The sequence below is a fragment of the Haloechinothrix halophila YIM 93223 genome (assembly GCF_000504245.1).
GTDB classification, from domain to species: Bacteria; Actinomycetota; Actinomycetes; order Mycobacteriales; family Pseudonocardiaceae; genus Haloechinothrix_A; species Haloechinothrix_A halophila.
This window is the reverse complement of sequence record NZ_KI632509.1, coordinates 3,410,408-3,427,459: the sequence shown is the minus strand read 5'-3', so window position 1 is coordinate 3,427,459 and position 17,052 is coordinate 3,410,408. Positions and strand designations below refer to the sequence as shown.

The following is a 17,052-nucleotide window of genomic DNA, read 5'->3' as shown; positions in this document are numbered from 1 at the left end:
GCTAGGTGTGTTGAGCATACACCGGGGTGGCAGCCTCCGCTGTCCACTTTCGGCGGCTACGGGTACGCGATACGGTAGATGTGATCGTCATATACGGCGTGTCCGGTGACCCGACGGAGGCGACAGACATGGTCGCGCAGTCATCCGAACGAACCCCGGCGCAGCGGTTGCTCGACGCCCTCGGGCCGGTCGACCGCTTCCACGACCAGGCCGAGCTCGGCGACTTCGGTATGCCAAGCAGGTCGTCGATGGAGGCGATGCTCGACCCGATCGCCCACACCGATCCCAGCACGCGCATCGGTCCGATGGACAAGATCCACGTCTTCTGGTTCGCCGGGATGAGCTGCGACGGTTGCACGGTCTCGGTTACCGGCGCTCAGGCGCCGTCGGTGGAGAGCCTGGTGCTCGGCGCGCACCCCGGGTTGCCGCAGGTGGTGCTGCACCATCCGGTGGTCAACGTCGAGTCGGGCCCGAAGTACATGCATCCCCACGAGCTCGCGGTGCAGGGCAAGCTCGACGCGCCCTACGCGATCGTGCTGGAGGGCTCGATCACCGACGAGACCATGGCGATGGCGACCGGCGGCTACTGGGTCGGCCAGGGTGAGGAACCGTGGGGGCCGGATGGCGCGATGCGCACGGTCACCACCGACGAGTGGATCGCTCGGCTCGCCCCTGGCGCCGCCGCGTCCATCGCCATCGGCACCTGCGCCACCTGGGGTGGCGTCCCCTCGGCCGCGGGCAACCCGACCGGGGCGATGAGTCTGATGGACTTCCTCGGCAAGGACTACCGCAGCGCCTTCGGGCTGCCGGTGGTCAACGTGCCAGGCTGCGCCCCGATCGGTGACAACTTCACCGAGACGGTCACCGCGATCCTGTACTTCCTGCAAGGCTTCGGCCCGCTGCCGGAGTTCGATGAGCTGGGCAGGCCAGCGTGGCTGTTCGGCGAGACAGTGCACCGGCACTGCGTTCGCGGCGCGTACTACGAGGAGGGCACCTACGCCGAGGAGTTCGGCGACAAGGAGTGCCTCGTCGAGATCGGCTGCTGGGGCCCTGTCGTCAACTGCAACATCACTTCGCGCGGCGCGATCAACCACGCCGGGGGCTGCATGAACGCCGGTGGCGCGTGCATCGGCTGCACTATGCCCGGCTTCCCCGACAAGTTCACGCCGTTCTACAAGACACCGCCTGGCTCGAAGGTGTCGACGACGGCGTCGCGGCTGCTCGGCGGACTCATCAAGCCGATGCGCAAGTACACCAACAACCACCTCAACCGCGAGGTGCGGTGGGACGTGCACAAGCAGACACCGAGCGGGTGGGCGCGAGAGCGCTCCGAACCGAGCGCGCTGGCCGACATCGGCCACAAGTTCTACGACCGGTTCCGGCGCTCGACCGACACCGGCAGGAAGTCAACGACCCCGGCGTGGGGCAAGCGCGACGAATGGACCCAGCAGCGGGAACCGGCAACCGAGACCCGGCTGCCCGGCGGTGAACAACGCGACCAGGGTCGCGAGTAGGAGCGTCTCATGTGCTTCAAGAACCTGCCGATCGAGTTCGACGCGAACGGCAATGCCCAGCTCAAGCAGGGTATCCCCGACCCGTACGCGATCACGACGAGCAGTCCGGACGTGCGGGTCACCGATGCCGAGCGGGAGGCCAAGATCCAGCGGCTGCTCGCGGCCAACGGCCATGTCAAGGACATCAACATGGACCCGGTCACCCGGGTCGCGGGTGCGCTCGCCGTCAACGTCACCGCGGACCTGGACAACCGCGTCTACCTCGACGCCCGCTCACAGGCCACGCTGTTCCGAGGCTACGAGGTCATCCTGATGGGCCGTGATCCGCGCGACGCGATCTTCGTGTCCTCGCGCGCCTGCGGCGTCTGCGGCGGGGTGCACTCGCACTGCTCGGCGTACGCGATCGAGATGGCGATGGGGCTGCGGCCGCCGCCGCTGGGCACCGTGGTGCGCAACATGCAGGAAGCGGCCGAGATGGGCTACGACAATCCGCTGCACCTGTACCTGCTCGCCGGGCCGGACTACTCCGAGTCGGTGGTCAAGGCGGTCAACCCAGAGCTGTGGCCGAAGGCGGAGCGGTGGCACTGCCCGAACGAGAAGGTGCACGGCTTCAAGACCATGGCCGAGCTGATGACCGAGCTGAACCCGCTGACCGGCAAGCTCTACCAGGAGGGGCTGGAGTTCACCCGGCTGTCGCGGGAGATGTTCGCGGTGCTGGCCGGAAAGTACCCGCACCCGCAGACGGTCGTGCCTGGCGGGGTGTCGTCGACGGTGACGATGCAGACGCTCAACGAGTACCACTCGAAGCTGGGCAGGCTGTTCGACTACGCGCAGCGGATGCTCGGCGTGTGGAACGACATCCCGGAGTTCTTCTACGAATGCGATGAGCGGTACAAGCAGGTCGGCGCGCGGCCGATGACCCTGATCGACCCCGGGTTCTGGGACGACCCGTACGCCTACGACGCCACCTACGAGAACTGCAACGACTGGGGCGCGCGGCGCTGGTCCACCCCTGGTGTGCTCATCGACGGCGAACTGGTGACCACCCGGCTCACCGACATCAACATCGGGTGGGAGGAGTTCGTCGAGCACTCCTATTACGAGCAGTGGGCCGGTGACCGCTACAGCACCGACCCACTCGGCAACCCGATCGGGCCGTACCACCCGTGGAACAAGCGCACCCTGCCCAGCCCGACCGGCAAGAGCTGGAAGGACAAATACACCTGGGCCTGCACGCCGCGCTGGGACCGCAACGTGGTCGAAGCGGGTGCCTACGCCCGGCTGTTCACCACAGCCATGGCCGGGTTGCAGCCGCACAACGACTTCATCGAGGCGACAGGACACAGCCTGCGGATGCGGATTCCGAAGGGGACATCACCGCAGTCTGAAGTGGAATGGCACGTGCCCGAGGTATGGAACGCGCTGGAGCGCAACAGGGGAAGGGCGTATCACTACCTGTTCTCGCAGCTGGTGGGCATGCTCAGCCTCTTGGAGGCGTACAACCTCTTCAAGCAGGGCGAACGCAAGGTGGCCGCCGTGCCGCCCGCCGAGCTCGACGACCACATCCCCAGCGGCGAGCGGGTCGGCATGGGCTGGTGGGGAGCGGGCCGTGGCTGGCTCACCCACCACCTCGTGATGGACGACGGCAAGATCGCGAACTACCAGATCTGCACGCCGTCGACGATCAACGCCTCGCCGCGTGATCCGTGGGATCAGCCGGGTCCGTACGAGGAATCGGTGATGAACACCCCGATCATCGAAGACGCCGATCCAGAGAAGTTCACCTCGATCGACATGTTGCGCACCATCCGTAGCTTCGACCCGTGCATGCCATGCACCACGCACGTGCATACCGGCGCGGGCACGGTGATGCGCGAGGTGAACACCTGCTCCTGCGGAGCCGACTGAACCGTCATGACCGTGCTCGTGGGCGGGGTCGGTCAGCTCTACCAGGGGGATCTCGATATCGGCAGGCGCGCGGTGGACGCTCTCGCCGAGATGTCGTTGGGGCCGGACGTCGTCATCGAGGAGCTGCACTACGGTGCGATCGCCGTCGTGCAGCGCCTCGAAGATCTTGACCCGGATGAGCTGATCATCGTGGGCGCGGCACAACGCGGCGAAAATCCTGGGTCGGTGTGGCGGCGGCGGGTGCACCAGCTCCAACTTCCAACCGATCGGGTGGCCGAATCGGTGCGCGATGCGGTCACCGGGTACGTGACGATCGACCTACTCGTCGAGGTGGCTTCCGGCCTCGGTGCCCTTTCTGGCCGGACCGTGGCCATCGAGGTGGAACCGCTGTGGACGGAGGCGAGCAGCGACCTGTCCCCGGCGGGCGCGGCAGCGCTCGACGTGGTGGTGCGCATGGTCGCCAGGGAGGTAGAGCTGGTTCCGTTGTTCGACCTGGTCGAACGGCTCCGCGAGCTCACTGGACGCGGCGGGTTCGGACCGGCTCCCGCCCTCCAGACGGCACGCGAGCTGCTCGGCGAACTGGATACCTTCGACGAGGCAGGATGTTGGGGTGCCACCTTCGCTCTGCGCGACCGGTTGCGTGACCGGATCTCCCGCGGCCACGCACTCCAGGGAATGGACCATCTGGACTGGGGTTTGTTGTGGGCACTGATCGCGGAGCTCGATCGCTGCCAGCAGTGGGAGATCACCGGATAGCCGCAGGATTCCGGCATCGAAGTATGGACCGCGGGAGCTCGCGACGGGTGGTGCGGTTCAGCGCCTGCTGGTGAGCCTGGTCGGGTCGATTGTCAGCGGGGTGGGCTCGGACAGGCTGAACGGCTCCGCGTTGTCCGCGACGATCTCGTAGACTCCGTCGACAAGCCGGTATGCGGTCACAGTGGTGGGCGCGGTGACATCGACGACCCAGTAATGCTCGATGCCGGCCTCGGAATATTCGGCAAGTTTAGTGACGTGGTCCGTACGTTTCGTGCCTGGCGAGACGATCTCGACGGCCAGGATCACGTCGTCGGCATCCAGCCGGGCATGGTTGGCCTCAGCTCGCTGCGCGTGCGTCACCACGACGTCCGGAGCGCGGATCGTTGCGGGATACGCTGCTTCGACGGTGATCTCGACGTCCGGAAGGGCGGTTAGCTCGTCTGGTAGTTGGTCGTCCAACTGGGCGGTGAGCCGGTACATCGCACGCTGGTGCAGGGGTGCGGGCTTCGGGCTCACAAACAGCACACCTTCGACGAGTTCGTAGTGGCGGGAGTTGTCTTCGGGTAGTGCGTCCCACTCGTCGAGGGTCAGCAGGTGGTCTGGCCAGTGAGACGTGGTCATCGTTCGTCCTTCGCGTGGAAGCTGTGCGTCACACACTGTATCTCGTCTTGCCGACACGACCACAGATTCGCTGCTTGCGCGTGGTGTGCGCAGCACGGACGCGCGGCGGGTCAACGCCGAGCCGCCCGGCCCGGCAGGCTTCGCCGCCGCCACCCAGTTCGTCACTGAGCTCGATGTTGCTACTGCCAGCGCTGCGGCACGCGTAAGCGAACTCCCGACTACGGCTCGGCGAGCTCGGCGTAGAAACACGCGCTGGGGTGGCCGTGCCGGTCGATCAGCGCGGGGGTCTCCTCGGCGCAGCGTCCGGTGGCCTTCCAGCAGCGGGTGCGGAACCGGCAGCCACTCGGCGGGTCGATCGCGCTGGGCAGCTCACCTGTCAGCCGGATCCGCCGCCTGCGCCCGCGCAACCCAGGATCGGTCACCGGCACGGCTGACAGTAGTGCCTGGGTGTACGGATGAGTCGGCCTGCGGTAGATGTCCTCCCGCGAACCGGTCTCCACGATGGTGCCGAGATGCATCACAGCGACCCGGTCACAGGTCTGCCGCACCGCGGCCAGGTCGTGCGCGATGAACAGGTATGCCAGCCCGATCTCGGTGCGCAGCCGGTCGAGCAGGTTGATGATCTGCGCCCGGATCGAGACGTCCAGCGCGGACACCGGCTCGTCCAGTATCAGCAGCTCTGGGCCGAGCGCGAGCGCGCGGGCGATGCCGATGCGCTGTCGCTGGCCGGTGGAGAACTCGTGGGGGAACCTGTTCGCGTGCCTCGGGTTCAGCCCGACGGTGTGCAGCAGTTCGGCGACCCGCTCCCTGCCACCCGCCTGCCGGTAGCCGCCCTGGATCCGCAGCGGCTGCGCGATGATCTCGCCAGCGCGCATCCTCGGGTTGAGCGAGGCGTAGGGGTCTTGGAACACGATCGACATCGCCCGCCGCGCCGCCCGCAGCTCCCGTTTGCTGGCGTGGGTGATGTCGTCGCCCCGAAACACGATCCGCCCGCTGGTGGGCTCCAGCAACCGGATGATGGTGCGGGCCAGCGTGCTCTTGCCGCAGCCGGACTCGCCGACCAACCCCAGTGACTCGCCTGCTCCGAGGGTGACGCTGACGCCGTCCACCGCGCGCACGGTGGCACCTCGGCCATCGGGGAAGTGCTTGACGAGCCGCTCCACCCGCAGCACCTCATCGCCGGTGCCTGTCATGACACGCGTGTCTGTCATGGCGTGCCGCTATGAGCGTCGTGCGGGCAGTGGCAGGCCACCCGCCGTCCGGTGCCGTCGAGTGTCCGCGGCTCAGGCCGGATGCTGGCGCACTCGGCTCGATCGCGACCCACCGCGCAACGCGGTCGGCACGGGCAGCCCGAGATCCGCTCTCCTGGACCGGGCGGCTGGCCGGGGATCGGGGTCAGCGGCAGCACCGGGCCTTCCAGCCGGGGAAGGGTGGCCAGCAGCCCCGAGGTGTACGGGTGCCGGGGATCGCGGAAGACCTGCTCAGCCGTGCCCATCTCCTGTACCCGCCCGGCGTACATCACCACGACACGCTCTGCCAGCTCGGCTACGACGCCGAGGTCGTGGGTGATCAGTACGCAGGCCGCTCTGGTCAGCTCCCGCGCGTCTCGCAGCACGTCAAGGATCTGCGCTTGCACCGTGACGTCCAGCGCTGTCGTTGGCTCGTCCGCGATGAGCAGCGCGGGCTGGTTCGCGATGGCCGCCGCGATCACCGCGCGCTGCCGCATCCCGCCGGACCACTGGTGCGGGTACTGCCGCGCCCGCCTGCGCGGCTCCGGCACGCCGACCAGATCGAGGACATCGATGGCGCGTTCGTTCGCCTTGGCGGCCGACAGCTCGGGGTGGTGCACTCGGACCGCCTCTGCGACCTGGTCGAGCACCCGGTAGGACGGATGCAGCGAGGTCAGCGGATCCTGGAACACCATGCCCACCCGGCTGCCCCTGATCCGGCGCAGCGCGCGGCGGCGCATCGTGAGCAGGTCCTTGCCGTCGAGCAGCGCTTCACCCCGCACGATCCGCGCCGAGCGCGGCAGCAGCCCGAGCACCGCCAGCATCGCCACTGTCTTGCCCGAGCCGGACTCGCCGACGATGCCAACCGTCTCGCCCGGATAGACGGCGATGTCGATACCGTCCACCGCGCGCACGACGTCGCGTCCGGTGCCGAACTCGACCACCAGGTCCCTGACCGACAACAGTGGCTCGGTCATCGGCGTCCCCCGAGTGCCTCGGTGAGCGCGTCGCCGAGCAGGTTCAGGCCGAGCACGGCGAGCAGGATCGCCAGCCCGGGAAACAGCGGCAACCACCACGCCACCCGCAGGAATCGCTGTGCCGTATTGGCGAGATAACCCCAGCTCATCGCGTTGGGATCGCCGAGGCCGATGAAGCCGAGGCTGGCCTCGATCAGGATCACCTGCGCGAGGATGAGGCCGAGCAGCGCGATCGCGGGTGGCAGCGCGTTCGGTAGGATCTCTCGCACCACCACCCGCACGCTGGACGCGCCGTGCGCCTGCGCTGCCGCGACGAATTCGCGCTGTTTCAGCGACAACACTTCGGCGCGCACCAACCGTGCCAGCATCGGCCACGACGTGCAGCCGAGCACGATGATCAGCCGGTCGACGCCTGGCCCGAAGAACGCGATCACGACGATGGCGAGGAAGAACCGGGGCAGCACCTGGAACGCCTCGGTGAGTCGCATCAGGACGTCGTCCGCCCAACGACCGGCATAACCGGACACCGCGCCGACGAATGACCCGATGAGCAGCACTAGCGCTCCGACGGTGCCCGCGATGAGCAGCGAGGTCCGTGTCCCGTGAATCACCCCGGAGAACACGTCGCGGCCCAGCGCGTCGGTGCCGAGCAGGTGCGTGCCGGACGGCGGATGCAACACCGGGCCGTCGATGCCGAACGGGTCGTACGGCGCCAGTGCGGGAGCGAAGACCGCGACCACAACCAGCGTGGCGGTCAGCGTTGCCCCGAACAAGCCGGACGGTGAGGACACGATCCCTCGCAGCACGCTCCGCCGCTGCCCCGCACCGGGCGGGACAGGCTCGAACGGGACGCCGTCAGCGGTAGCGGACACGGGGATCCAGCCAGGTGTAGCAGAGGTCGGTGATCAGGTTGGCCACCACGACGGCGATCGCGACCAGCAGGAAGACGCCGAGCACGATCGGCACGTCGCGGTTCTGCATCGAGGTGACCAGCAGCCTGCCGAGACCGGGCCAGCCGAACACCACCTCGATGATGACCGCGCCTGCGACCAGGTGACCGATTCGCCCGCCGATCACCGTGACGACCGGCGACAGCGCGCGCCGGAGCCCGTACTTGACCACGACGACACGTTCGGCGAGTCCCTTGGCGCGAGCCAGTCGCACGTGATCGCTGTCGAGCTCGTCGCGCAGGCCGACCCTGGTGAGCCTGCCGACGGCAGCGATCTCCTGTGAGGCCAGCACGATCGCGGGCAGTGCGAGGTGGTGCGCGACGTCGGCGATGCGGGCGAGACCGGTGGCGTCGCTGCCCGCCGTGGTCATGCCCTGTACTGGGAACCATCCCGCGCCGAGCGCCAGCCCGAGGATGGCGAGCTGGCCGAGCCAGAACACCGGTGTCGCGTAGAGCGTGAGCAGCACCCCGCTGACCGTCAGGTCGGGCCAGCGCCTGCGCCGCGTCGCGGTGAACATCCCGGCGAGTAGCCCGACGGTCGTCGACAGCAGTAGCGCCGTCCCGGTGAGTAGCAGCGTGGCTGGCAGCCGCTCGAGCAGCACGTCGAGCACCGGTCTGCCCTGCACATAGGACACACCGAAGTCGGCGGTGAGCACGTTGCTCGCATAGGTCAGCAGCTGCTGGTGCAGCGGCTCGTCGAGGCCGAACTTCTCCCGCATGAACGCGTAGTACTCGGCGTCGCCGTGCTCGCCCGCCAGTGCGAGCACCGGGTCACCGGGCGCGAGGCGGATGAGCAGGAAGCTCGCCAGCAGGATCGCGGCCACCGTCGGAACCAGCTGCGCGATCCTGCGGACGGCGTAGCGCCAGCTCACCGGTCACTGCCCTCAGCTCTCTGCCGTTAGCCCTCGTCGCAGTAGGCGGCCTCGGCGAAGTGCCCTGAGTGCGAGAACCCGCGGCAGCGGCTGTGATACACGCGGTTGGCGGTGGTCTCCACCAGCCAGGTGTAGGGCAGGTCGGCGACGAGCGCCTCCTGCAGCCGCCGGTACGCCTCCTTGCGCTCCTCATCGCCGATGGTCGTCCTCGCCTCCTCGAACAGCGTGTCCACCTCGGTGTTGCGGTAGCCCGCCGCGTTGGAGAACGGGACAGGGCCGATGTTCGACGACAGGTACATCCGCTTCACGCCGATCTCGGGGTCGTTGCCGTTGCAGTACGAGATGACGTTGGTGTCGAACTCGCGCTCGGTGAACACCTTCTCCACGAACACCGGCGGCTCCATAGACCGCAGCTCGACCTCGGCGCCGATCTTGGCCAGCTGGGCGCGGAACAGCTCGCCGTAATCGGCGAAGGTGGAGAAGTGCAGGAAGTCGAACGACAGCGGGGTGCCGTCCTTGACACCGTCGACACCTTGGGCGGTGCGGGTGCCGTCACCTTCGCGTACCCAGCCCGCCTCGTCGAGCAGCCGTGCCGCCTCGTCAGGGTCGTAGCTGGGCATGTCGTCGAGGTCATCGGCGTGGGCGAACGAGATGCCGCTCGAGATCGGTGCCTCCGCGACCTTGCCCTGTCCGAACTGGACGCGGTCGAGGAACTGCTGCTTGTCGATCGCGAGTGCGATCCCGCGGCGGGTGTCGACGTCGTCGAACATCGGACGGTCCAGGTTGAACGCGACCGTCATGATGCAGTTTGCTCCGCCGGGATTGACGCTGGTTTCGAGGAACTCGAACCGGCCGTCCGCCCTGAGCCGCTCCAGATCTGGGCCCGGCACGCCCCACAGCCACTGCACCTCACCGGACTCCAACGCGACGACCTGGTTGGACTCCTCGGGGATCACCCGCATCACCACACCGTCGAGATAGGGCAGGTCCGCTTTGAAGTAGTCCTCGTTGGCCGTGAACCGGATCTCGGCGTCCGGCTGGTAGCTCTCCAGGGTGAATGGGCCGGTGCCGATCGGCTCGGTGTTGGCTGGGTTCTCCAGCGGGTCGGTGCCCTCGTAGACGTGCTCGGCCACGATCGGCGCCTCGGTGACGTCGAGCTGCTGCAGCAGCGGGCCGTAGGGCTCGTCGAAGACGAACTCGACGGTCTGTTCGTCCGGCGTTTCGATGGCCGTCAACGCTTCGCCGAGGGAGGCTTGGGTGCGCGAGTGGTACTTGAGGAGCACTTCCTCGAAGGCGAACTTGACGTCGGCTGAGGTGAACGACTCGCCGTCATGCCAGGTGACATCGTCGCGTAGTGCGAAGGTGTAGCGCGCGCCGTCCTCGGTGACCTCCCAGGACTCCGCCAGTTCTGGCTGCGGCGTGCCCTGCTCGTCGAGCCGGACGAGTCCGTTGTAGAGCAGCTCGGACGCGGTGTGGGTCGCGCCGCTCGTGGTGATCGCTGGGTTGAGGTGGTCGGGGTCGGAGCTGATCGCCACTACCAGTGTCCCGCCCTTGGTTGGCTCACCATCGCCTTGCGGCGCGGCGGGGCCGGATTCGTCCGCCGCGCAGGATGCCGCGAGCAGCGCGGCCGTGGCTGTGATGGCGGTGATGGTGGAGCGGACGTGAGCACTGCGTTGAGCCATGACGACCTCCGCGGTCCGGCGGGGATGATGTCGGTTCTGCGGTAATCAACTCAGCTGAGGAGAGTGTCCGCTTCGGCAAACGGCGTAGGTAAGTGACTGTTGCATGCACTAGAGTGATCTCGCCCAATCGGCCTAGTACGACAACGCTAGGTGAGTCGTGAGTGCTGATCAGAGTTAGAACGCTGATAGCCACTCACGACACGTCGAGCACGCCGAGGTTCTGCGGCCGGATGGCGATCCGTTTTCCCTGGTCAGTGCGGATGGCCAGCGACCCGTCGGCGAGGACGTCGGCCGCGGTGCCCTCGATCCGCGGTCCCGCTGGGCCGAGCGGGATCATCCGTGCGCATACTTTGCGCCCGAGCGTGTCGCAGCGGGGCCGGTAGTCAGCGAGGACGTCGGCCGGATCCGCCGCGAGGCGGTGCTCTATCGCCCGCACGGCACGCGCGAGTTCCGCCGCACGGGCGACATCGACGCCCGGCAGCAGCACGGTCAGCACCGCCCACCGCACTCCGTGCGGGCCCAGCTCTACCCACGCGCCGACCGCCCCAGCGCGGCCCCGTGCGGTGTGCACCTCGTCCGGCCATGTGATCCGAGGACCGCCCCTGAGATCGGCGAGCGCGGCCACTGCCACGGCGTAGATCCAGCCCTCCCGCGCCGCGTGCAACTCGGGGCGCAGCACCAGCGAGAAGCAGACGTCGCGCTCCGGGTCGACGGTCCATGGCAGACCGCCCCTGCCCCGAGGGGAGACCTGGTAGCCCGCCGTCACTACGGACCCGTGCGGTGCGCCGTCTCGTGCCCAGGCCAGCGCCACGCTCTCGGTGGACAACACAGCGGGGTAGGCGCGCACCTCATTATCAGGCAGCGCCGTGGCCAGCGCGTCGTCCGTCAAGTCGTCGCCGATGGCCACGGCTATCCCCACCCCTGGTCGCTGTCGAACTCGGCCGCGACGGCAGCGAAGGTGTCGCGCAGCCGCATCCACTGCGGCACGTGGAAGTGGATCATCGCGGACGACACGGTGCGGCGGAACTCCGACGCGCTCGCCGCGTCCTTGTCCGCGAGTGCGGCAAGGGTGCTCCTGATCAGCGTGGTCATCGCCTCCGGTGGTAGTTCGAGCAGCCCACCAAGCCATTCCTCGGCCAGCGCCATCGACGTCTGCGGCCGCGCGAGCTGACCGTCGATCCACGCGCCGGCCGCGGCGCGCCGGTCGGGCTCGGCGGCGTCGGCCCAGCGGGCCAGTTCCTCGCGCAGCAGCGGCGGCCAGACGTCGCGATCCACGACGTCAAGCACCTCGGGCAGCGCGCACGGAGTGTGGCCCAGCCGGTCGAGCACTCCGGTGGCCTGCGTGCGCACCGGCTCCGCGGCGTCCGGCACGCCCAGCGCCTGCGCGGCGGCCAGTCGAGCGTGGTCGATCCGCCCCGTCTGTTCGTAGGCCAGCGCGAGGTTGGCCTTGGCCATGGCGTACTCGCCGGGCCGCACTCCACGCGGGTTGGCCGCCACCGCCAGCGTGAACGTCTCGATCGCCTGGGCGGGCTCGCCGAGCGCCAGCTGGGCGAGCCCGGTCAGGTTCGCCACCGCGCCCCGTGCCGCGACGTCGCCCGCGCTTTCGGCATGTGCCGACGCGGGCGCCAGCGCCTCGAGGGCCGCGCGCGGCTCGCCGGTGGCCAGCAGGCTCGCCGCTGTCTCCCGCGCGGTGGCCGCGGCCTCGGCGGGTGCCTGATCCGGATCGAACAGCTCGGCGGCGAGCTGGAACCACCGCAGCGCGGCGGCCTCGTCGCCGCGCTGCCGGCACACCAGACCCCGGTTGAACACGGCGGCGGCGCGCTCCAACGGTAGCTCCGCGTCGGCGAAGCGCTGTTCAGCCACCGCGAAACACTCCTCGGCTCTGGCCAGCTCGCCGGTGACCCGGTGCACCGCGCCGAGCGCGTTGAGTGCCTTGGCGTGCTCAACGGGCATCGTGTCGGGGCCGAACAGCTCGCAGGCCCGCAGCAGCGCGGCGCGCGCTTCGTCGACCCGGTTGACAGCCGCAAGCAGGCCGCCGAGGTGGAACTGGGCGGTCGCGTGCTGCACCGGGTACTTCGCGGCCGGATAACGCGTCAGCCGGTCGTGCAGCTCGGTAACCGCGTCGGTTCGAGGGTCGGGGGCGCGCATCGGCGGTATCCTTCAGCGATGACGGTGCTGGTCGCCGGGGTGGGCAACGTGCTGCGCGGGGACGACGGCTTCGGCGTCGTCGTCGCGGAACGGCTGCAGGCCGGTGCGGTGCCGGACCAGGTGAAAGTGGTCGAGACCGGCATCGGCGGGCTGCACTTGGTGCAGGAGCTGATGGCTGGCGCGGACGCGCTGGTCGTCGTCGACACCGTCGACCTCGGCCGCGAGCCGGGCACGGTGCTTGTGGTGCGGCCGGAGGTCACCGACGTCGGATCGCTGCCGCTGCTCACCCGCAACGACCAGCTGGCCGACGTCCATTACGCCACACCGGAGCGCGCGTTCATGCTGGCCAGCGCGCTTGGGGTGCTGCCGGAGCAGACCTGGGTCGTCGGCTGCCAGCCGGTCGACGCCAACAGCGTGGCGCGCGAGCTGCACCCTGAGGTCGCCGCCGCCGTCGACGACGCCATCGCCGAGGTGCGCACGCTGGTGCGCGGGCTCGGTGTCGACTGGCCGTAGCCGGGGCTCAGCGCTGCTCAGCCGACGCGACAAGATGATCGAGCAGGGTCTCGTTCGGCTGGTCGACGTCGTGCTTGCGCAAGTGCTCGGTGAGCTTGTCGCGCAGCTCCTGTTCGGTGTCCGCCGTGATGCGGGCCCCGCAGCTCGGCGCGCCCGCGTCCCGGCAGTGGAAGTCGTAAGCCATGCGATCACACCTCGCTCGGTGTTCGTTGTGCGGCGGCGAGCGTGGCCGACAGGTCGCGGTGCGCCTCGGCCAGCCCGGTGTTGACGTCGGCGATCACCGGTTGCAGTGGCTCTACCCTGCGCGCGATCGAGCGCAGCCCCACGTTGACCGTGCCGAGCGTGAACAGTGTCTTGCGGAGCAGCACAAGGATCGTGATCAGCACGAGCGCCAGCGCGACCACGATCAGCCCTGCCGCGACGAGGGTGAGCACCACCAGAGTCGTTGTCATCGGGCACCTCCGCCGAGCAGCTGACCGACCGCGGTGGCGTAACCGCGCAGCCGGGTCGCGACCGAGGTCGCGAGGTCGCGGGTGTCGAACAGCGCGGGCACCGCCTCCAGGTTCTTGGTGACGCGCACGCCGTTGTCGAGCACGTCGGCGGCGTAGTCCCTGATCTCGCGCAGGCGCCGCAGCACCGTCGCGGCAAGTATGAGGACAAGGGGGATGACCACGAGAAACAGTACGGCGACACCGATCCACCACATGATCGCGCCGCCGGTGGAGAGGTCGTCCATGAGGCACCTCGCAACACGCTGGGCGGTCGATCTTCCGAGTGTACTATGTGTGGCTTGCATGTACCTGCCACGAAAGCGGGAGAACTATCGCCAGCCTTCCGGCGGCGACGACTTCAGCTCGACCAGCACCGGCCCTGGCGGCGGGTGTGGTTCGGCCTCCTCCTGCTCCGCCTCGACCCTGGCGAAACCGGGTAGATGTTCGGCGAGCGCCTGCTCGATGCCATCGGACAGCGTCATCGCTGACGCGGTACAGCCCGCGCAGGCGCCCGCGAGCCGCAGCCGCACGACGCCGTCGGTGACGTCGAGCAGTTCGACGCTGCCGCCGTGCGAATGGATATAGGGCCGGATCTGTTCCAGCGCGTGCTCGGCCGCCGCGCGCTCATCGACGTCAACGCCGTAGGCGTCGAACAGCCAGGCGACGGCGTCGCTGTTCTCCCGCAGTGACGCCAGCGTGTCGGCGTCGAGCTGGCGCGCCAAGTCGGTCAGCGCGTGCCTGTGGAGCGTGTCGATCCCGTCGAGCAGCTCGAACACCGTCGCGCGGTCGGTATCGGCCAACCGCTCGACGTCGTGCAGCAGCTCTTCCATCCGTCGTAACAGCGACTCCAGCGAGTCCATGACCCGAGGGTAGTCCGCAACGCGCGGGCGGGCCTGGTGTCGAGCGGTAGGATCGGGGCGAACCGCTGGTGACCAGAAGCGGGAGGTGGCGGGCATGGACGAGCTGCACGAGCCGAAGTCGGCGGCCCTGCGCGCGTTGTTCTGGCGCGACGAGATCCTCCAGCTGATGTTCTGGGTCAAAGGCGAGGGGTTCGGCGACGCGGTGGACGCGGAATTGCTGGAACGGTTCCTCGGGGTGCGAGCCGAGGTGGGCCTGAGCTATCTGGACCGGCTCGTCGACGAGGGGCTGATCGAGCGGGATGCCGCCGGGCGCTACCAGCTGACGCCGACGGGACACGAGCAGGGCGCGCGGGTGTTCGCGGCGGAGTTCGCCGAGATCACCCAACCTGCCCATGGGGAGTGCGGCGCGGACTGCTGGTGTCACATGTCGGTGGACGAGGCGGAAGCGTGCCTCGCCGAACGGGGACACCCGGTCGACGACAGGTCAGGGAGATGAGTGTGCCGATGCCACGCGCGAGCGACGATCCGCTCGCCGGTTTGCCCCGCAATTTTCAACGGCCCTGCCTGCTGCTGCTGATCGGCGAGCAGCCCTCGCACGGTTACGACCTGCTGGAACGGCTTCGCGAGCTGGGGTTCAAGCAGGCGGACCCTGGGATGCTGTACCGCTCGCTGCGCGCGATGGAGCAGGAAGGGCTCGTGAAGTCCGACTGGGAGGTCTCCGACCTCGGCCCCCGTCGCCGCACCTACGTGCTCAGCGACGAAGGCCGCGACTGGCTGCACGCGTGGGCAGGCAGCCTGCGGGAGACCGAACGCGTGCTGCAGCGGTTCATCGAGCGCTACTCCGACTTCGCCGCCGAGGAGGGCTCCCGGCAGGGCTAGCGCGGTGCGGGGCTCACCGCCAGGACAGCGCGGCGTGGGTGAGCTCCCACAGTGCGTGGTAGACCGTGGTCTGCGCCTCCTGGATGCGGTGCACCGACGGCGATGGCACCACGAACAGGTAGTCGATCGAGTCCAGTTCAGCCATCTTGCCGCCGTCGTAGCCCGAGATGCCGATGGTGACCATGCCGCGCTCGCGGGCCGCGTCGAACGCCCGGAGCAGATTCGCCGAGTTACCGCTGGTGGACAGTCCCGCCGCGATGTCACCGCGCTGCCCCCACGCCTCGATCTGGCGGGCGAAGACGACGTCGAAGCCGATGTCGTTGGACAGCGCGGTCACCACGGCGATGTCATTGGTGAGACCGAACGCGGGCAACGGTCGTTCGCCGCTCGACGGGCTGAGGAACAGGCTGGCCATGTCCTGCGAATCGGTGGAGCTACCGCCGTTGCCGAAGGCGAGCAGCCTGCCGCCCGCGGCGAATGCCGCCGCGACCGCCTCCGCGCACTCCGCGAGCCGGGACCGGTCACGGTCAAGCACCGTCGCGCGCAGCGCGGTGATCTCCCGTGATTTGTCCACAGTGGACTGTCGCACCTGGTCGAGCACGGCGTTGAGGTCGGTGTCCCTCGCGTACAGGAACGGGTACAGCGACTCCATCGCCTCGGTGCCTTCGGCAGCGGAATCCCTGCGCATGGGCGCTCATTCCTCCCGCGCGGCCGTCTCGTTCCTGGTGACCACCGCGATCGCCTCGCCGGCGTGCACCAGGATCGTGTCCCCGGCACCCGCGTCGACGAGTGCGATGCTGACCTCTTCTGTGCCCTGCCCGGTGTCTACAGTGGCCATCGCCAGCTCGTGCACCTCGACGATGGTCACCTCGACGGCGGTGTCGGAACAGGTGATGCAGATGTCGTCGTGGCAGTGATCGGTACTCACGCCGTCACCTCCTCGTCGAGGACGCCGGGATGCTCGAAGAACACGTGCACCAGCTCCCACAGGATGTGGTAGGCGGTGACGTGCACTTCCTTGACCACGCGCGGGTCGTCGGAGCGCGCGACGATCACGTGGTCGATGCTGGGGTCGCGGGCGATCCTGCCGCCGTGCCCGCCGGTGAGCGCCACGGTGAGCAGGCCACGCTCGTGGGCGTAGCGCAGCCCGCGCAGCACGTTCTCGCACTCGCCGTCCGCGGAAATGCCGAGCGCGATGTCCGCCGGGTCGCTGATGAACCGGAGTTGGTGCGCGAACACCTCGCTGAGCCCGACGCGGTTGGCCACGCCGGTCAGCGTGGCGACGTCGGCGGTCAGCGACAGCGAGGGTAGCGCGCGTTTGCCGACGATGACCGGGTGCACGAACTCGACCGCGACATGCTGCGCGTCGGTGCTCGCGCCGCCGTTGCCGAACACGATGAGCGTGCCGCCCTGGTGAAACCGGAGCGCCATCGCGTGACACGTGCGCGCCACGGTGTCGGCCTGATCCGACAGATCCTGCACGGGGTCAGCACGGCGCCCGAAGATCGCGTCGACCAGCTCCGTGCCCTGTTCAGACCACGACATCGCGGGTCACTTCCTCGGTGGTGGGAGGCAGGCCCCTCTGACGTTAGTCCTGCGGTCCTGGCCTCACAACCGATGCGATCGTAGGCCCTGACCTGGGATTTATCGGAA

21 protein-coding genes are annotated in these 17,052 nt (G+C 68.7%); 6 read left to right on the top strand and 15 right to left on the bottom strand.

The genetic code is table 11. The features are described from left to right. The first annotated feature begins 128 nt into the window (after positions 1-128). The 3 genes from AMYHA_RS15735 to AMYHA_RS15725 are packed head-to-tail and all read left to right on the top strand — an operon-like array spanning position 129 to position 4,178. Positions 129-1,514 carry an NADH-quinone oxidoreductase subunit B family protein gene (locus AMYHA_RS15735; protein ID WP_231104776.1) on the top strand — a complete coding sequence of 462 codons (1,386 nt, stop codon included), beginning with the start codon at positions 129-131 and terminating at the stop codon, positions 1,512-1,514. Between the two features lie 9 nt (positions 1,515-1,523). Then, a complete protein-coding gene (locus AMYHA_RS15730; RefSeq protein ID WP_034272079.1) occupies positions 1,524-3,422 on the top strand; it encodes a nickel-dependent hydrogenase large subunit in 1,899 nt (632 codons plus the stop codon). A 6-nt stretch (positions 3,423-3,428) separates the two neighbouring features. Further along, on the top strand, positions 3,429-4,178 hold the full coding sequence (locus tag AMYHA_RS15725; RefSeq protein ID WP_034272077.1) for a hypothetical protein: 750 nt from the start codon (positions 3,429-3,431) through the stop codon (positions 4,176-4,178). A gap of 57 nt (positions 4,179-4,235) precedes the next feature. On the opposite strand, the gene AMYHA_RS15720 is transcribed toward AMYHA_RS15725, so the two are convergent. The 8 genes from AMYHA_RS15720 to AMYHA_RS15685 all read right to left on the bottom strand — a co-directional run bounded on the left by AMYHA_RS15720 (position 4,236) and on the right by AMYHA_RS15685 (position 12,656). Continuing rightward, positions 4,236-4,799, bottom strand: coding sequence for a Uma2 family endonuclease (locus AMYHA_RS15720; RefSeq protein ID WP_034272075.1), 564 nt, complete (start codon positions 4,797-4,799; stop codon positions 4,236-4,238). Between the two features lie 218 nt (positions 4,800-5,017). After that, positions 5,018-6,010: an ABC transporter ATP-binding protein gene (locus AMYHA_RS15715; RefSeq protein WP_034272073.1), complete on the bottom strand. Its 993-nt coding sequence runs from the start codon at positions 6,008-6,010 to the stop codon at positions 5,018-5,020. Then, a complete protein-coding gene (locus AMYHA_RS15710; RefSeq protein ID WP_034272070.1) occupies positions 6,007-7,005 on the bottom strand; it encodes an ABC transporter ATP-binding protein in 999 nt (332 codons plus the stop codon). Before AMYHA_RS15710 ends, AMYHA_RS15715 begins: the two co-directional genes overlap by 4 nt. Further along, positions 7,002-7,877: an ABC transporter permease gene (locus tag AMYHA_RS15705; protein ID WP_196776908.1), complete on the bottom strand. Its 876-nt coding sequence runs from the start codon at positions 7,875-7,877 to the stop codon at positions 7,002-7,004. The genes AMYHA_RS15710 and AMYHA_RS15705 overlap by 4 nt, the downstream gene beginning before the upstream one ends. Then, a complete protein-coding gene (locus AMYHA_RS15700; protein ID WP_034272068.1) occupies positions 7,861-8,826 on the bottom strand; it encodes an ABC transporter permease in 966 nt (321 codons plus the stop codon). Before AMYHA_RS15700 ends, AMYHA_RS15705 begins: the two co-directional genes overlap by 17 nt. A gap of 26 nt (positions 8,827-8,852) precedes the next feature. Beyond that, positions 8,853-10,508: an ABC transporter substrate-binding protein gene (locus tag AMYHA_RS15695; RefSeq protein WP_034272067.1), complete on the bottom strand. Its 1,656-nt coding sequence runs from the start codon at positions 10,506-10,508 to the stop codon at positions 8,853-8,855. 193 nt (positions 10,509-10,701) lie between these two features. Continuing rightward, on the bottom strand, positions 10,702-11,415 hold the full coding sequence (locus tag AMYHA_RS15690) for a hypothetical protein (protein ID WP_034272065.1): 714 nt from the start codon (positions 11,413-11,415) through the stop codon (positions 10,702-10,704). A 2-nt stretch (positions 11,416-11,417) separates the two neighbouring features. Continuing rightward, positions 11,418-12,656, bottom strand: coding sequence for a tetratricopeptide repeat protein (locus tag AMYHA_RS15685; RefSeq protein ID WP_034272063.1), 1,239 nt, complete (start codon positions 12,654-12,656; stop codon positions 11,418-11,420). 18 nt (positions 12,657-12,674) lie between these two features. Between AMYHA_RS15685 and AMYHA_RS15680 the strand changes: the two genes are divergently transcribed. After that, positions 12,675-13,169, top strand: a complete 495-nt coding sequence (locus AMYHA_RS15680) for a hydrogenase maturation protease (protein WP_034272061.1) — start codon at positions 12,675-12,677, stop codon at positions 13,167-13,169. A 7-nt stretch (positions 13,170-13,176) separates the two neighbouring features. Here the strand turns inward: AMYHA_RS15680 and AMYHA_RS26505 are convergent, their stop codons facing one another. From AMYHA_RS26505 to AMYHA_RS25900, 4 genes are all read right to left on the bottom strand, one after another. Then, on the bottom strand, positions 13,177-13,353 hold the full coding sequence (locus AMYHA_RS26505) for a DUF1059 domain-containing protein (protein WP_084037280.1): 177 nt from the start codon (positions 13,351-13,353) through the stop codon (positions 13,177-13,179). A 4-nt stretch (positions 13,354-13,357) separates the two neighbouring features. After that, the gene (locus tag AMYHA_RS15675) at positions 13,358-13,621 is read right to left on the bottom strand and encodes a hypothetical protein (protein ID WP_157362153.1); all 264 of its coding nucleotides are present in this window, start codon (positions 13,619-13,621) and stop codon (positions 13,358-13,360) included. Further along, positions 13,618-13,905 carry a hypothetical protein gene (locus AMYHA_RS15670; RefSeq protein ID WP_034272056.1) on the bottom strand — a complete coding sequence of 96 codons (288 nt, stop codon included), beginning with the start codon at positions 13,903-13,905 and terminating at the stop codon, positions 13,618-13,620. Before AMYHA_RS15670 ends, AMYHA_RS15675 begins: the two co-directional genes overlap by 4 nt. Positions 13,906-13,989: 84 nt before the next feature. After that, complete coding sequence (locus tag AMYHA_RS25900) at positions 13,990-14,520, bottom strand: NifU family protein (protein ID WP_051399978.1); 531 nt, start codon at positions 14,518-14,520, stop codon at positions 13,990-13,992. Between the two features lie 94 nt (positions 14,521-14,614). Between AMYHA_RS25900 and AMYHA_RS15660 the strand changes: the two genes are divergently transcribed. Both AMYHA_RS15660 and AMYHA_RS15655 read left to right on the top strand, forming a co-directional pair. Next, positions 14,615-15,016, top strand: coding sequence for a hypothetical protein (locus AMYHA_RS15660; RefSeq protein ID WP_034272054.1), 402 nt, complete (start codon positions 14,615-14,617; stop codon positions 15,014-15,016). A gap of 8 nt (positions 15,017-15,024) precedes the next feature. Continuing rightward, a complete protein-coding gene (locus AMYHA_RS15655) occupies positions 15,025-15,399 on the top strand; it encodes a PadR family transcriptional regulator (RefSeq protein ID WP_034277477.1) in 375 nt (124 codons plus the stop codon). A 13-nt stretch (positions 15,400-15,412) separates the two neighbouring features. Here the strand turns inward: AMYHA_RS15655 and AMYHA_RS15650 are convergent, their stop codons facing one another. From AMYHA_RS15650 to AMYHA_RS15640, 3 genes are read right to left on the bottom strand one after another with little or no spacing between them, the layout of a single operon-like run. Further along, entirely contained in the window at positions 15,413-16,087 is a 675-nt protein-coding gene (locus tag AMYHA_RS15650) for a D-sedoheptulose-7-phosphate isomerase (RefSeq protein ID WP_034272052.1), read from the bottom strand. A 6-nt stretch (positions 16,088-16,093) separates the two neighbouring features. After that, on the bottom strand, positions 16,094-16,327 hold the full coding sequence (locus AMYHA_RS15645; protein ID WP_231104775.1) for a HypC/HybG/HupF family hydrogenase formation chaperone: 234 nt from the start codon (positions 16,325-16,327) through the stop codon (positions 16,094-16,096). Next, a complete protein-coding gene (locus tag AMYHA_RS15640) occupies positions 16,324-16,944 on the bottom strand; it encodes a D-sedoheptulose-7-phosphate isomerase (RefSeq protein ID WP_034272050.1) in 621 nt (206 codons plus the stop codon). The genes AMYHA_RS15645 and AMYHA_RS15640 overlap by 4 nt, the downstream gene beginning before the upstream one ends. Between the last annotated feature and the right edge of the window lie 108 nt (positions 16,945-17,052).

Excerpts from the sequence above, each read along its gene's own strand:
- AMYHA_RS15735 (WP_231104776.1), top strand. The coding sequence starts at position 129 with ATGGTCGCGCAGTCATCCGAACGAACCCCGGCGCAGCGGTTGCTCGAC.
- AMYHA_RS15730 (WP_034272079.1), top strand. The coding sequence starts at position 1,524 with ATGTGCTTCAAGAACCTGCCGATCGAGTTCGACGCGAACGGCAATGCC.
- AMYHA_RS15725 (WP_034272077.1), top strand. The coding sequence starts at position 3,429 with ATGACCGTGCTCGTGGGCGGGGTCGGTCAGCTCTACCAGGGGGATCTC.
- AMYHA_RS15720 (WP_034272075.1), bottom strand. The coding sequence starts at position 4,799 with ATGACCACGTCTCACTGGCCAGACCACCTGCTGACCCTCGACGAGTGG.
- AMYHA_RS15715 (WP_034272073.1), bottom strand. The coding sequence starts at position 6,010 with ATGACAGACACGCGTGTCATGACAGGCACCGGCGATGAGGTGCTGCGG.
- AMYHA_RS15710 (WP_034272070.1), bottom strand. The coding sequence starts at position 7,005 with ATGACCGAGCCACTGTTGTCGGTCAGGGACCTGGTGGTCGAGTTCGGC.
- AMYHA_RS15695 (WP_034272067.1), bottom strand. The coding sequence starts at position 10,508 with ATGGCTCAACGCAGTGCTCACGTCCGCTCCACCATCACCGCCATCACA.
- AMYHA_RS15685 (WP_034272063.1), bottom strand. The coding sequence starts at position 12,656 with ATGCGCGCCCCCGACCCTCGAACCGACGCGGTTACCGAGCTGCACGAC.
- AMYHA_RS15680 (WP_034272061.1), top strand. The coding sequence starts at position 12,675 with ATGACGGTGCTGGTCGCCGGGGTGGGCAACGTGCTGCGCGGGGACGAC.
- AMYHA_RS26505 (WP_084037280.1), bottom strand. The coding sequence starts at position 13,353 with ATGGCTTACGACTTCCACTGCCGGGACGCGGGCGCGCCGAGCTGCGGG.
- AMYHA_RS15675 (WP_157362153.1), bottom strand. The coding sequence starts at position 13,621 with ATGACAACGACTCTGGTGGTGCTCACCCTCGTCGCGGCAGGGCTGATC.
- AMYHA_RS15670 (WP_034272056.1), bottom strand. The coding sequence starts at position 13,905 with ATGGACGACCTCTCCACCGGCGGCGCGATCATGTGGTGGATCGGTGTC.
- AMYHA_RS25900 (WP_051399978.1), bottom strand. The coding sequence starts at position 14,520 with ATGGACTCGCTGGAGTCGCTGTTACGACGGATGGAAGAGCTGCTGCAC.
- AMYHA_RS15660 (WP_034272054.1), top strand. The coding sequence starts at position 14,615 with ATGGACGAGCTGCACGAGCCGAAGTCGGCGGCCCTGCGCGCGTTGTTC.
- AMYHA_RS15655 (WP_034277477.1), top strand. The coding sequence starts at position 15,025 with ATGCCACGCGCGAGCGACGATCCGCTCGCCGGTTTGCCCCGCAATTTT.
- AMYHA_RS15650 (WP_034272052.1), bottom strand. The coding sequence starts at position 16,087 with ATGCGCAGGGATTCCGCTGCCGAAGGCACCGAGGCGATGGAGTCGCTG.
- AMYHA_RS15640 (WP_034272050.1), bottom strand. The coding sequence starts at position 16,944 with ATGTCGTGGTCTGAACAGGGCACGGAGCTGGTCGACGCGATCTTCGGG.